The organism is Fervidobacterium pennivorans, from assembly GCF_001644665.1.
Taxonomy (GTDB): domain Bacteria; phylum Thermotogota; class Thermotogae; order Thermotogales; family Fervidobacteriaceae; genus Fervidobacterium; species Fervidobacterium ngatamarikiense.
In genome coordinates this window covers 1,364,221-1,377,887 of record NZ_CP011393.1, presented here as the reverse complement: position 1 = coordinate 1,377,887, position 13,667 = coordinate 1,364,221, and the positions used below count along the sequence as shown (strand labels likewise).

The 13,667-nt window shown below is 40.6% G+C and carries 12 protein-coding genes; 6 read left to right on the top strand and 6 right to left on the bottom strand.

From position 1 onward, the window contains the following. The first annotated feature begins 5 nt into the window (after positions 1–5). The 5 genes from JM64_RS06435 (at position 6) to JM64_RS06415 (ending at position 5,472) form a co-directional block, all read left to right on the top strand. Positions 6–962: an ABC transporter ATP-binding protein gene (locus tag JM64_RS06435; protein WP_064011948.1), complete on the top strand. Its 957-nt coding sequence runs from the start codon at positions 6–8 to the stop codon at positions 960–962. Then, positions 955–1,875, top strand: a complete 921-nt coding sequence (locus tag JM64_RS06430; RefSeq protein WP_064011947.1) for an ABC transporter ATP-binding protein — start codon at positions 955–957, stop codon at positions 1,873–1,875. The genes JM64_RS06435 and JM64_RS06430 overlap by 8 nt, the downstream gene beginning before the upstream one ends. A gap of 39 nt (positions 1,876–1,914) precedes the next feature. Further along, positions 1,915–3,312: a beta-galactosidase BgaS gene (bgaS, locus tag JM64_RS06425; RefSeq protein WP_064011946.1), complete on the top strand. Its 1,398-nt coding sequence runs from the start codon at positions 1,915–1,917 to the stop codon at positions 3,310–3,312. Positions 3,313–3,344: 32 nt separating this feature from the next. Continuing rightward, positions 3,345–4,361, top strand: a complete 1,017-nt coding sequence (locus tag JM64_RS06420; protein ID WP_014452321.1) for a LacI family DNA-binding transcriptional regulator — start codon at positions 3,345–3,347, stop codon at positions 4,359–4,361. 139 nt (positions 4,362–4,500) lie between these two features. After that, the gene (locus JM64_RS06415) at positions 4,501–5,472 is read left to right on the top strand and encodes a glycoside hydrolase family 5 protein (RefSeq protein WP_231882311.1); all 972 of its coding nucleotides are present in this window, start codon (positions 4,501–4,503) and stop codon (positions 5,470–5,472) included. 107 nt (positions 5,473–5,579) lie between these two features. Here the strand turns inward: JM64_RS06415 and JM64_RS10045 are convergent, their stop codons facing one another. Continuing rightward, complete coding sequence (locus tag JM64_RS10045; RefSeq protein WP_231882309.1) at positions 5,580–5,780, bottom strand: IS1/IS1595 family N-terminal zinc-binding domain-containing protein; 201 nt, start codon at positions 5,778–5,780, stop codon at positions 5,580–5,582. A gap of 124 nt (positions 5,781–5,904) precedes the next feature. On the opposite strand from JM64_RS10045, the gene JM64_RS06410 reads away from it, so the two are divergent. Next, positions 5,905–6,879: a glycoside hydrolase family 130 protein gene (locus JM64_RS06410; protein ID WP_064011944.1), complete on the top strand. Its 975-nt coding sequence runs from the start codon at positions 5,905–5,907 to the stop codon at positions 6,877–6,879. A 71-nt stretch (positions 6,880–6,950) separates the two neighbouring features. Here JM64_RS06410 and JM64_RS06405 read toward each other — a convergent pair whose 3' ends face one another. From JM64_RS06405 to JM64_RS06385, 5 genes are all read right to left on the bottom strand, one after another. After that, positions 6,951–8,666, bottom strand: a complete 1,716-nt coding sequence (locus tag JM64_RS06405) for an ABC transporter permease (protein ID WP_064011943.1) — start codon at positions 8,664–8,666, stop codon at positions 6,951–6,953. An 18-nt stretch (positions 8,667–8,684) separates the two neighbouring features. Continuing rightward, a complete protein-coding gene (locus JM64_RS06400) occupies positions 8,685–9,650 on the bottom strand; it encodes an ABC transporter permease (protein WP_064011942.1) in 966 nt (321 codons plus the stop codon). A 144-nt stretch (positions 9,651–9,794) separates the two neighbouring features. After that, positions 9,795–11,528: an ABC transporter substrate-binding protein gene (locus tag JM64_RS06395; RefSeq protein WP_064011941.1), complete on the bottom strand. Its 1,734-nt coding sequence runs from the start codon at positions 11,526–11,528 to the stop codon at positions 9,795–9,797. 2 nt (positions 11,529–11,530) lie between these two features. Continuing rightward, positions 11,531–12,529 (bottom strand): ABC transporter ATP-binding protein, encoded by a 999-nt coding sequence (locus JM64_RS06390; RefSeq protein ID WP_064011940.1) that lies wholly within the window; start codon positions 12,527–12,529, stop codon positions 11,531–11,533. After that, a complete protein-coding gene (locus tag JM64_RS06385; protein ID WP_064011939.1) occupies positions 12,519–13,520 on the bottom strand; it encodes an ABC transporter ATP-binding protein in 1,002 nt (333 codons plus the stop codon). The genes JM64_RS06390 and JM64_RS06385 overlap by 11 nt, the downstream gene beginning before the upstream one ends. Positions 13,521–13,667 lie beyond the last annotated feature (147 nt).

The window sequence follows — 13,667 nt, the reverse complement described above, 5'->3', positions numbered from 1 at the left end:
TACCGATGCTAAAAGTTGAGAATCTGAAACTCTACTACAAGACCTTGAAAGGGTATGTCAAAGCTGTTGATGATGTTACTTTTGATGTTAGAGATGGAGAAATACTGGGCCTTGCTGGTGAATCTGGTTGCGGAAAATCCACACTTGGCAACGGCTTGGTATTGTTGAAACCACCGTTGAATTATTTCGGAGGTAACGTTGAATTAGACGACGAACGTTTGCCAATTAACGACTTTGAGAAGATGAACGAATTCAGGTTTAAAAAGCTCTCGATCATTCCTCAATACGCAATGGATGCGCTGAATCCAACAAGGAAAATAGGAACGTACATAAAAGAGGTATTAATTAGCAGGGGGATAGAACCTGATAACATCATGGAGAGATTAATCGAGAGATTGAAATATGTGAATCTCAGCGAGCGAGTTCTAAAAATGTACCCAATAGAACTTTCCGGTGGTATGAAACAAAGGCTGGTTATGGTAATATCTACTTTGCTTAATCCTTCGCTTCTGATAGCCGATGAGGTAACTTCTGCTCTGGATGTCTCCTCCCAAAAGGCAGTTTGTCTGATGATTAAAGGTTTTAAAGACGATGGAATTGTGAAGTCTCTGATATTTATTACCCACGACTTGTCGGTGCTCTATCAAATAGCCGATAGGATAATGGTCATGTACGCCGGAAAGGTTGCAGAGATAGGAACTACTCAGCAGCTAATAGAAAATCCTTTACATCCTTACACAAAGATGCTTTTGAATTCTTTACCGGAAGTTGGTGTTCGACACACAGAAAGGTTGCTCTCAGGTATTCCAGGTCAACCACCTCAGCTTCTCAATCCTCCAACTGGGTGCAGATTCAAGGAACGTTGCCCGTTAAGAGGTCCTCAGTGCGATGAAGAACCTCAGAAAGTAGAAGCGGAAAAGGACCACGTTGCATACTGTTGGAAGGTGAAACCAAATGCTTGAGATTGTTAATTTATCAAAGGCTTATTCCGTTGGGGCTTTTGGCAGAGAAAAGTTCTACGCAGTTGACAACGTGACATTTAAAATAGAGGACAACGAAATCGTCTCACTCATAGGTGAAAGCGGTAGTGGAAAAACCACTATTGGGAAGCTGATTTTGAAGCTTATAAAACCAACCAGTGGTAAGATTCTTTACAACGGTATAGATATTTCATCGTTCAAAAATCTAAAGGAATACTATCGGCACGTTCAAGGGGTTTTTCAGGACCCGTACAGTTCGTATAACCCAATCTTCAAAATTGACCGCGTATTTGAAATGGTCAGAGAAGAATTTTATGCTTCAACGAGTCAGAACGAATGGCGAAATCGCGTCGAGGAAGTCATATCTTACATAGGTTTAAATCCAAAAGAAATACTTGGCAAGTTCCCACATCAGTTGAGTGGAGGTCAATTACAAAGACTATTAATAGCAAGGGCACTTTTGATGGAAACAAAATTTTTGGTCGCTGATGAAATTATTAGCATGCTTGATGCTTCGACAAGGATAGATGTTCTGAACACTCTTATCAAACTAAAGGAAACGGGTCTCTCCGTACTTTTCATCACTCACGACCTTTCACTTGGTTACTACACAAGCGACAAGACCGTTATACTCTACAGAGGTTCCATAATGGAGTACGGCTCAACTGAGAAAGTTTTCAACAATCCACTTCATCCATACACGAAAATGCTTTTGGAATCTGTTCCGACAGTACACAAGAAATGGGCCAAATCGCAAATTGCGCTTGAAGGAAAAATTGTGCCAAATGGTTTTTGTAAGTTCTACGACAGATGCCCTCTCGGTGATACAAATTGCAAAAACGTCGTTTTGAAAGAAGTTGAAGATAACCATCAAGTTGCATGTGTTAAGGTGTAGTGTTGCAATACTTACTTTTGATTTATAGGAGGGATTTTTGTGTTTCCAAAGTCGTTTATGTTCGGTGCGTCACTTTCCGGATTCCAGTTCGAAATGGGGAATCCGAATGAAGTTAAAGAGCTCGATACTCAGACCGATTGGTTTGTCTGGGTTAGAGACCTTGAAAATCTTTTAAATGGTATTGTGAGTGGTGATTTACCAGAAAACGGTGCTTGGTATTGGAGAAACTACGAAAAAATCCACCAACTTGCAGTCGATTTTGGAATGGATACTTTAAGAATTGGTATCGAATGGTCGAGAATATTCCCAAGTTCTACAAAAGAGATTCCTTTTGGCGAAGGGATGCTCGAAAAATTGGACGAGATTGCAAATAAAGAAGCTGTTGAACATTATAGAAGAATAATGGAAGATATGAAGGCAAAAGGCCTAAAGGTTTTTGTCAATTTGAATCATTTCACACTACCACTCTGGATCCATGATCCGCTCGCGGTGCGCAAAGGCAAACCAACAGATAAGCTCGGCTGGGTAAGTGATAATACTCCAAAAGAATTCGCAAAATATGCAGAATATATTGCATGGAAATTCAGTAACATTGTTGACTATTGGTCAAGTATGAATGAACCACACGTTGTAGCACAACTTGGATACTTCCAAATAATGGCAGGTTTCCCACCAAGTTATTTCAGTCCAGAATGGTATATCAAGAGCCTCAAAAATCAAGCTATGGCACATAATTTAGCTTACGATGCTATCAAAAAACACTCCGACAAACCAGTTGGAGTTATCTACTCATTTACGTGGTTCGACACGGTGGAACCAAACGATAAAGGGATTTTTGAAAATGCAATGTGGCTTGCAAACTGGAATTACATGGATCAGGTGAAGGATAAAACCGACTATATCGGGGTTAACTATTACACTCGCTCCGTCATTGACAAATTACCTACCCCTATTAAGTTCCAAGACTTCGAGCTTAACTGGTATACAGTTAGAGGTTTCGGATACGCTTGTCCAGAAGGCGGTCTTGCACTTTCAGGAAGGCCAGCAAGTGAATTCGGATGGGAGATATATCCTGAAGGGCTCTACTATTTGCTCAAAGCTATACATGAAAGATATAATAAACCATTGATAGTAACAGAGAATGGTATCGCCGACGAGAAAGACAAATACCGCTCACAAGTAATTATCTCACACCTTTATGCTGTTGAGAAAGCGATGAACGAAGGTGTTGATGTACGAGGATATTTACACTGGTCGATAGTTGACAATTACGAGTGGGCAAAAGGTTACAGTAAAAGGTTCGGACTTGCTTATACGGATTTGGAAAAGAAAACTTATATCCCCAGACCTTCGATGTATGTCTTCAGAGAAATCGCAAGGACAAGAAGTATAGACCAGTTCAAAGGATACGACCCTTACAATTTGATGAAATTCTAAGAAACCAATGAAAATAGTTAAGGGGTGTTTGAATGCCCAACATTTTTGACGTTGCTAGGGAAGCAGGTGTTTCAATTGCTACGGTTTCAAGGGTATTAAATGGTGCGAAAAATGTCAGTGAAGATACTCGAAGGAAGGTACTTCGGGCAATCAAACATCTAGGCTATAAACCGATGCCTTCTTTACGGAAGGCATCGGATTTGTTATACACAATAGGTGTCTTATTGCCTGATTTAAGAGGGTATCATTACAATGAAATCGCTATGGCAATCGAAGATTACGCAAGCAAGCATAATTTTGAAGTGATGGTATCTGTTCCAAAAATGATGCCAGAAGTGGAAAAGCATGTTCTTGACCAGTTTTTCAAAAGAAAAATCGATGGAGTTATCCTTTGCGAACTCCTAGGTGGTTTAAACTACATTGAACCATTCATCAAAAGTGGTGTACCAATTGTAGCTCTTGATTATTATATTGAAGAAATACTATGCGACTCGGTGAATATAGACAACATTTCAGGTGCCCTAACTGCGTTAAAATACCTTTACCAAAATGGTCACAGAAAGATTCTCTTCTTGAGAGGTCCTCATTATTCACCTGCAGCTGTGCAAAGGGAAAAAGGGATAAAAAAGTTCTTGGAAAGGCACAAAGATGTAGAAATCTATTTCAGCGAAAATGAAGGATACGAACCAGAACATGGTTATGAAGGAGTTATGAACCATTTGAAAAAGTATGGAAAGAATTTCACCGCAGTCTTCTGCATAAACGACTGGTCAGCGATAGGTGCGATGCGAGCTTTGAGAGAATTAGGCCTCTCTATTCCAGAAGATGTATCGATAATTGGTTTTGATAACGCCCCATACTCGGAATTTTTGTATCCACCACTAACAACAATACATCAACCAAGGTGGGAAATGGGACAAACGGCTGCACAACTTCTCATCGAAAGAATCCTAGGAACAGGACCGAAGATACATCGAAACGTTGTTCTTCCAACAAAAATTGTTGAACGTGCGTCGGTAAAGAACATTTCAAATGCTGTTGTAAAGTGAAGAGTTTGATTTATAAGAGGTGAGTAGTATGGTAGAAAGACACTTCAGATATGTTCTTATTTGCATCCTGTTTCTTGTTATGCTCCTAATCTCATCCACTCAGTGTGGAAAAAATGAACCAAACAAAGGAGTGAATAGCATGGATCAGTCAGTTGCTGAAAGTGATAGCAACTCAGCACTTGAATACAACAAAATTATAGGTAAAGGAGTAAATATTGGAAATGCTTTAGAAGCTCCTTTCGAAGGAGCTTGGGGAGTAAGAATTGAGGATGAATATTTTGAGATAATAAAGAAAAGGGGATTTGATTCTGTTAGGATTCCCATAAGATGGTCAGCACATATATCCGAAAAGCCACCATATGATATTGACAGGAATTTTCTCGAAAGAGTTAAGCATGTTGTCGATAGGGCTCTTGAGAATAATCTAACAGTAATCATCAATACGCACCATTTTGAAGAACTTTATCAAGAACCGGATAAATACGGCAATGTCTTGGTGGAAATTTGGAGACAGATTGCAAAATTCTTTAAAGATTACCCGGAAAATCTGTTCTTTGAAATCTACAACGAGCCTGCTCAGAATTTGACAGCTGAAAAATGGAACGAACTTTATCCAAAAGTGCTCAAAGTTATCAGGGAGAGCAATCCAACCCGGATTGTCATTATCGATGCTCCAAACTGGGCACACTATAGCGCAGTGAGAAGTCTAAAATTAGTCAACGACAAACGCATCATAGTCTCCTTCCATTACTACGAACCTTTCAAATTCACACATCAGGGTGCCGAATGGGTTAATCCCATCCCACCTGTTTGGGTTAAGTGGAATGGCGAGGAATGGGAAATTAACCAAATCAGAAGTCATTTCAAATACGTGAGTGACTGGGCAAAGCAAAATAACGTGCCAATCTTTCTTGGTGAATTCGGTGCTTATTCAAAAGCAGACATGGACTCAAGGGTTAAGTGGACCGAAAGTGTGAGAAAAATGGCGGAAGAATTTGGATTTTCATACGCGTATTGGGAATTTTGTGCAGGATTTGGCATATACGATAAATGGTCTCAAAACTGGATCGAACCATTGGCAACAGCTGTGGTTGGCACAGGCAAAGAGTAAATGAAGGATTTTATTTGAAAGATAGTGTTAACTTGTAGTGATGAAAGAGTGTAAGTGTGAAAGAATGAGATTGATATTACCATTGTGCGTTTTCCAAAGATTCTTCACTACACAAAAGCCTTAGATTTACCACAAGAAGGGCATTTGGGATAAGGGAAAGGGAAGTTTTTGCGTTTGTGAGAATGGGAAACTTTGAAAAAATGATGGCAGAGTTTGCAAAGGAATTGTTGGTTACCGTATTTGTCATGACCGTTTTTGTATAAGCTGGTGGAACCGCATTTTGGACAAGAGAGCGTTGAGTTGTTCATATCGGGATACCTCTTTTGTCGAGAGTTGGTTGGGGGGTGTCCCCTCTTTATAAGGATAATGCGGTTTTTGGAAAGTTTCAATACTTTTAGTTAACATTATCTTTGAAAAATTGGAGGGATTTATATGAAGATACTTACCCAAAGCTTGCCTAATATCCCGTGGGAGGATAGGCCAGAAGGTTGCAGCAACGTTGTTTGGAGATATTCAAAAAACCCAATCATCCGAAGAGACCAAGCGAAAGATTCTAACAGCATCTTCAACAGTGCGGTTGTGCCCTTCAAAGAAGGATTTGCTGGTGTTTTTAGAGTAGACGATAAACAAAGAAGGATGAACATACGTAGAGGTTTTAGTAAGGATGGGATTAACTGGGAGATAGACGATAAACCCATTGAATTTATACAAGAAACCCGCGAACCGGTAGAAAGTGAATACAAATATGACCCACGTGTAGTTTTTATTGAAGATAGATACTGGATTACTTGGTGTAACGGATACCACGGACCAACAATAGGGGTTGGATATACCTTTGATTTTGAGAAATTTTATCAAATTGAGAACGCTTTTCTACCGTTTAGCAGAAATGGTGTTCTCTTTCCACGCAAGATTAACGGGAAATACGCAATGCTAAGCAGGCCTTCGGATAACGGTCATACCCCTTTCGGCGATATTTTTTACAGTGAAAGTCCAGACATGGTTCATTGGGGCGTACATAGATTTGTCATGGGTGCCGGTTACACACCTTGGCAATCACTGAAAATCGGGGCAGGTCCTGCACCTATAGAAACAAGCGAAGGATGGTTGCTTTTTTACCACGGGGTTTTACTCTCTTGCAACGGATATGTTTACAGTTTTGGTGCAGCCTTACTAGACCTTGATAAGCCATGGAAGGTTATTAAACGCTCGAAATCGTATTTGCTCTCACCACAAACTCTTTACGAATGTGTTGGAGATGTTCCGAATGTTGTATTTCCAGTTGCCTGTCTTGTTGATGGGGATACGGGGCGTCTCGCTATTTATTACGGTGCTGCTGATACGGTCGTTGCACTCGCTTTTGGCTATGTGCAAGAGATTGTCGATTGGTTAAAGTATGAAAATTGAAAGATGCGGTAAGTAAATAAGTAAAAAAGTGGCGGGAAAACCGCCACTTTTTCTTACAATTTTTTATTAAATTACCCGAGTGCTCTTGGGTCAAATGCATCTCTGAGACCATCACCAACAAAGTTAAACGCAAGAACCACGATGAATATGAACGCACCTGGGATGAGTAACCAAGGAGCCTTTTCGAGTATGTAAACATCCTGTGCGGCAGTTAGCATATTACCCCACGATGCAGATGGTTCTCTAATTCCGAGTCCAAGGTATGAAAGACCTGCCTCACCAAGGATGTAACCTGGTATTGAAAGTGTTGAACTTACGATAATGTACGTTGCAAGGTTTGGTATGATGTGTCTCCACATAATACGTGTATCTGGGAACCCAAGCGCGATTGCTGCTTCAACATACTCTCTTTGTCTTTCCGCCAGAATTTGTCCCCTGATAATCCTTGCCCTACCGGGCCAACCAAGGAATGCAAGGATGAATATCAATAGCATGTATGTCTGGGAACTTGGTAAGTCTATTGGAAGAACTGCACGTAACAAGAGTAACAGGTAGAATCCTGGTATTGCCATTAATATTTCACAGAACCTCATGATAACTTCATCAACTATTCCGCCATAGAACCCTGCGAGCGCTCCAAAGAAGAGCGAGAGCGTCAATGTAACAAACAAACCAATGAAACCTATCGTCAATGAAACACGTGATGCGAATATAATTCTGCTCCAAACATCCCTACCGTACCTATCTGCACCGAATATGTTTATCGACACATATTCGTTGTTATCGTAGTTGTCTACTCCAAACAAGTGGTAGTGAAGCGGGATAATCCAGAATAGATAACCTACCCTTTCTGGGTCTGTTCTATCAGGTCCCCAAGATTTGACAAACCATTTTATAGGGTAGAATTTGTAATCATAAGACAATATTTTTGCTTCATCAAGCGATATTTCATGTTCGTTAAAATCTGAGTCATAGTACTTGATACCCACAAGTTCTTGCTCAAGCTTTACAGCAGTCAAACGTTCCATAGCTTCTTGTTCGTTTGTTGCGTAGAATCCAAACTTCCACCCTTCATTTTGTGCTACAAAAGACCTTGCTGTTCTTGAATTTGTTACCCTTTCGTTCCTACCCTGCTCCAATATCTTGTTATCTACTCCAAATACGAGTGCATCCAAATCTTCTGTCTCATCTTTATACTGCACCCATTGACCGTCCACTTGGGCATAACCAATTGTTCTGACAACTAGTTTTATCGATTCTGCAAGAATGAATTTCTCATCGAGTTTCCTTCCCTTCGGAAGGTATTTCGGTACAATTTTGCCATCCTCTTTCATCTCAACAACATGTTTATCAATTATTGCGAGTTCTGTGCCATCGTTTAGTTTGACTTTTATCCTACTCGGAAATAGCATGGTCTTAAAATTCTGAGTGTAGTCCAGTTTATCAATATAACTAACTTCTGGAAGCACATACGGAGCCATCGTTATTTTGAGGTCCGGAACGCTATATTTCATCATGACAGTTGTAGGTTTCTTCAAAGAGTGGTTCAAATTCTGCTTAAATGGGTCATATGGTGCCAGAAAGTCTGCAAAAATCATGGCAATGTACATGATAATGAGAACCCACATACCGAACATTGCAAGCTTGTTTTTCTTGAAAGCTCGCCACATCAGTTGACCACGCGTAAGGTAAACTTCTTCGAAGTCTATACCTTCTGTACTCTCAACGGTATTGTTAGTATTGTCCTGAGGAACTTGATTAATGTTTTTCTTTTTATCTTCAGCCATATCTCAAAGCCTCCCTCATTACTCGTATCTAATGCGCGGGTCAACCGCCGCAAGTAGTATGTCGCCAACAAGGTTTCCTAAAACAAGCAAAACGGTTCCGATAACAGTACTCGCCATGACAACGTAGTAATCTTTTTGCAACAATGCTTGATATGTCAACCTACCGAGTCCTGGCCAGGAGAAGATAGTTTCAGTAATGACAGCACCGCTCAACAAACCAGAAAGGCTATAACCAAACATCGTAATCAACGGATTGATAGCATTTCTTAAAGCATGTTTGTATATAACAACCCTTTCGGGCATTCCTTTCGCTCGAGCAAATTCAACGTAGTCTTCATTAAGAACATCAAGCAATGAACCTCTCATATATCTCATCAAACCTGCGAAACCACCGAAGGTCAATGTAAAAGCTGGTAATTGCATTCTCCAGAAGATATCTTTAAACGCATTCCATACGTCGAGTCGAGATGTTTCCGGACTGTACATACCACCGATTGGGAACCAACCAGTACGTGCAGCCATATATAAAAGCACAAGTGCAAGGAAGAAGCCTGGAAGTGCGAGTCCACTGAACGCAACAACTGTGAGAATCTTGTCGGTAAGTGTGTATTTCTTCAATGCCGACACAATACCTAAAACAACGCCTATAATCCATGATAAGACAAACGAGTAGAGTGACAAAACAAATGTTCCAAGTAAACGTTCGCCTATAAGCGAAGCAACAGGTCTTCTGTAATAGAACGAATAACCAAAGTCACCTCTAACTACCTTACCGAGCCAGTAAAAATACTGAACAATGGCTGGTTTGTCTAACCCAAGTTCTTTTTCCATAGCTTTAAGTGTCTCTTGCGAAACTGATGGATCAAGTTTGTACTGGTCTAAGAAAGTTCCAGGCGATAATTGTATGAGTGCAAATACTATGATTGTTATTATCCACAACTCTGGCAACATTATGATAAGCCTGCGTGCGATGTATTTTATCAACCCAGTTCACCTCTCCCTTGTTCATCTTTTTAGCATACCTTTCACAATTTGATGTATGAGAGAAACACTTACAAAAGTATCAGACCACAAAAAATCTAATAATGGGCGGGCGAAAGCCCGCCCGAGAATAACAACTTGATAAAATTATTCTTCTTTCCAGAGCCAATCAAGGTTCCATGTTGTTCCGCCAAGCAGTGTAATCTTGACGTTCTTAACAGTGTTCCTCCATGCAAAGAGCCTGAGTGAGTTAACTGTGTAGATAAGTGGTAAGTTTTCGGATGCAATTTTCTGGAATTTCGACCAGTAGTCTTTTACGACGTTATCGTCAAGAATTCTGACGTTTTCTGCGAATATCTTATCAATTTCCTTTTCAAAGTCTGGGACACTGTAGGCATTTGGTTCAACCCAGTCAGCAACCTTCGGTGAAAGGTTCCAGAAGTGGAGTGAACCTTCAACTGCCCAAACGTTCCTACCACCTTGTGGTTCATCAGAACCAGTCAAACCAATGATGATTGCATCCCAGTCACCAACGTTCAGCATTCTGTTAACAAGTGTGTTGAAGTCACCAGGAACGAATGTAACGTCCATACCAAGTTGTTTGAGAGCAGCCGTAATGATGTTACCCATACCTTCCCTAACCGTGTTACCAGCATTTGTTTCAATTACGAATTTCACAGGTCTGCCTTTGCTGTCGATGAGTCTTCCGTTCTTGTCCCAGCTAAAGCCACCAAGTTTGAGTTCTGCTCTTGCTTTGTTGAGGTCGTACGGGTATTTAACTGTGACTTTTTCATTGTAGTATGGTGATGCCATGGAAACTGGTGACCATTGTTCAACTGCAAGTCCGTTGAAGAGTGTATCGATCATCTTTTTCTTGTCCATTGCGTATGCAACTGCTTTCCTGAAGTGGACATTTCTGAACCATTCTCTCTTTGCTGCATCTTTGTTGTTCCAGTTGAATGTGATGAATTGTGTACCATATGCTGGACCGTATGCAAGAACTGTGATGTTGAATTTCTTTTCGTTTTCTTTGAAGTAGTTGAATTCTGTTCCTCTTGGTGAATAGATGTCAATTTCACCTTTTTCAAATGCGAGTTTCTGTGCATCTTGGGACGAAATTATCTTGTATACAACTTCTTTCAAGAATGGAAGCTGAACTCCGTCTTTTGTCTTCTTCCAGTAGTTCGGGTTTGCAACAAACCTTACGTATTGGTCTGGCACGTATTCAACAGGAATGAATGGTCCCAATCCAACGATTTCTTTCTTGTTGATTGCATCAACTGTCCAGAACTCTGCAAATTTCTTATTCTTTACCCAGCTTTCTGCCTTGTGTTTTGGGAATATGTACATTCCACCAAGGTATCTGAGAGCTAGCCTGAATGGCTCTGGGTAGTACATTCTGACAGTGTAGTCGTTGATCTTTGTGGCTTTTGGTAGATATCCGTTTGTACTTCTTATAACATCTTTGAATGAGCTTGGGATGTCAGGGTTTGTATAGATTTCGTTGAGCGTGAATACGACATCATCTGCATCGAATGGTTCACCATCGCTCCACTTTACGCCTTTTCTGAGATACCAAATAATTTCCATACCACCGTCTTTTGTTAGCCTTGGACCGTCCCATTTTTCCGCAAGTGCCGGGTAGAACTTTCCGTCGATAGCGGACCTTTCGATAAGTGTTCCACCCCAACTCATGAACATAGCAATAACATCGGATGAGCTTGTTTCCTTGGACACTGTGTCGTTACATGTTCTTGGACCGCTCAATGTTGGAAGAATGAGTGTTCCACCCTTCTTACCTGTTGCGTCGTAACCAAGGTAGTTAGCAAATACAAAGAAAACAACAAGAGTTAACAAAAGCGACACGAGAACCTTCCTCATACCTACACCTCCCTTTTATCTACCAGGTGGCAAGCAGCCTGGTGGTTTGAAGAAACAAATTTCATCTCTGGATATTCTTTCTCACAAATAGGCATTCTGAATGGACATCTCGGATGGAAGAAACAACCACTTGGTCTTGCTATCGGACTCGGAACGTTTCCCGTAAGGATGATTCTTTTCCTTTTCTTCTCAATAGCTGGGTCTGGAATTGGTGAAGCTGACAGCAGTGCCTTTGTGTATGGATGAACAGGATTATCGAACACTTCGTTTACATCTCCCATCTCAACAATCTTACCCAAATACATAACCGCAACTTGGTGGCTAATAAACCTAACAAGTGCAAGGTTGTGAGAGATGAACACATATGTCAACCCAAGTTCTTCTTGGAACTTCAAAAGCAAATTGACAATCTGAGCCTGAACAGAGACATCAAGCGCCGATGTTGGTTCATCTAAGTATATTATCTCTGGATCAACACTAAGTGCCCTTGCAATAGCTATCCTTTGTTTCTGACCACCGCTGAATTGGTGTGGATACCTATCCATGTGAAATGGTTTCAAACCAACCATTCTCAAAAGCTCTATAGCTTTTTGGTCAGCTTCTTCCTTTGAATTAACTATCTTATGGAACAACATTGGTTCTGTCAAAATCTGTCCAACCGTCATCCTCGGGTTCAAAGAACCAATTGGGTTCTGGAATACTATCTGCATCTTTCTTCTGAAAGGCAAGAGTTCTTCTCTCGACAATCTGGAAATATCAGTTCCCATTATTTCTATTTTTCCATCCGTTGGATCAATAAGTCTTAGCATGACTCTTGCCGTTGTTGTCTTTCCACATCCGGATTCACCCACAAGAGCAAACGTTTCGCCCCTCTTGACTTCAAAAGAAACTTCATCAACGGCTTTAACATCTGCAACATGCTTTTTGACAAGAAAACCTTTGTATATAGGGAAGTATTTTTTTAAGTTCTGGACTCTGATAACTACTTCATTACTTGGCATTTATATCCCCTCCGACTTCTACTGGGTTAAAGCATCTGGCAAAGTGCCCTGGTTCAAGTTCTGCAAATGGTGGCAATTCTTTCGCGCACTTATCAAGTCTTCTTGGACATCTTGGCGCAAATGGACAAACTTCGGGAACATCTATCATTCTCGGTGGTTGACCTGGTATCGATTCTAATTTGTCTTGCTTTATGTCAACCCTTGGGATAGATTTCAAGAGCATATTGGTATATGGATGCATCGGCTTGTGGAACAAATCTTCTGCAGGTGCTAATTCCATCTGCCTTCCACCGTACATTACCATAACCCTGTCAGCCATTGCAGAAATAACCCCAAGGTCGTGGGTGATGAAAATTGTTCCCGTCTTCAATTCTTTTTGAAGGTCTTTCATCAATTCAAGAACTTGTGCCTGTATGGTGACATCAAGTGCCGTTGTTGGCTCGTCAGCTATAAGTATCTTCGGATTACAAGAAAGAGCAATAGCAATAACAACCCTCTGTTTCATCCCTCCACTAAACTCAAAAGGATACGAGTTCATTCTCTTTTCCGGTTCAGGAATTTGAACTTTCCTTAACATCTCAACTGCAAGTTTCCACGCTGTTGCTCTGTCAACATGTTGGTGTTGAATAATCGTTTCCATTAACTGGTCGCCAATCGTGTAAAGTGGGTTCAAAGATGTAAGTGGGTCTTGGAAAATCATTGATATCTCTTTACCTCGGATTTCGGTAAGTTCATCCTCGTCCATCTTTACAATATCTTCTTCTCTTCCACGGCCTCTGTATATAATCTGACCGTTCACAATTTTACCAGGATGGTGAATAAGTCTCATGATGCTTCTAACTGTAATACTTTTTCCGGAACCCGTCTCACCAACAATCCCCAAAACTTCGTTTTCAGACAAATCAAATGAAACATCGTTGACTGCTTTAAGAACTCCTTCTTCAAGGTAAAACCATGTGCTCAAGTTCCTAACACTAAGAATGGGGTCCAAATCTACCAGTCCTCCTTCAATGCTTTATCTTTAAGAAATTCATTTAAGTCAGATTAAAGCCGTTGGAGATATGTACTCAAATTTGACTGATACATATTATACCACAATTTGGTTGTAACTTACAAGTTCCCTAGAATTGATTTTTTT

What these genes read in the sequence shown, in the direction of transcription:
- JM64_RS06435 (WP_064011948.1), top strand. Translation starts at nt 6, where the DNA reads ATGCTAAAAGTTGAGAATCTGAAACTCTACTACAAGACCTTGAAAGGG.
- JM64_RS06430 (WP_064011947.1), top strand. Translation starts at nt 955, where the DNA reads ATGCTTGAGATTGTTAATTTATCAAAGGCTTATTCCGTTGGGGCTTTT.
- JM64_RS06420 (WP_014452321.1), top strand. Translation starts at nt 3,345, where the DNA reads ATGCCCAACATTTTTGACGTTGCTAGGGAAGCAGGTGTTTCAATTGCT.
- JM64_RS06415 (WP_231882311.1), top strand. Translation starts at nt 4,501, where the DNA reads ATGGATCAGTCAGTTGCTGAAAGTGATAGCAACTCAGCACTTGAATAC.
- JM64_RS10045 (WP_231882309.1), bottom strand. Translation starts at nt 5,780, where the DNA reads ATGAACAACTCAACGCTCTCTTGTCCAAAATGCGGTTCCACCAGCTTA.
- JM64_RS06410 (WP_064011944.1), top strand. Translation starts at nt 5,905, where the DNA reads ATGAAGATACTTACCCAAAGCTTGCCTAATATCCCGTGGGAGGATAGG.
- JM64_RS06405 (WP_064011943.1), bottom strand. Translation starts at nt 8,666, where the DNA reads ATGGCTGAAGATAAAAAGAAAAACATTAATCAAGTTCCTCAGGACAAT.
- JM64_RS06395 (WP_064011941.1), bottom strand. Translation starts at nt 11,528, where the DNA reads ATGAGGAAGGTTCTCGTGTCGCTTTTGTTAACTCTTGTTGTTTTCTTT.
- JM64_RS06390 (WP_064011940.1), bottom strand. Translation starts at nt 12,529, where the DNA reads ATGCCAAGTAATGAAGTAGTTATCAGAGTCCAGAACTTAAAAAAATAC.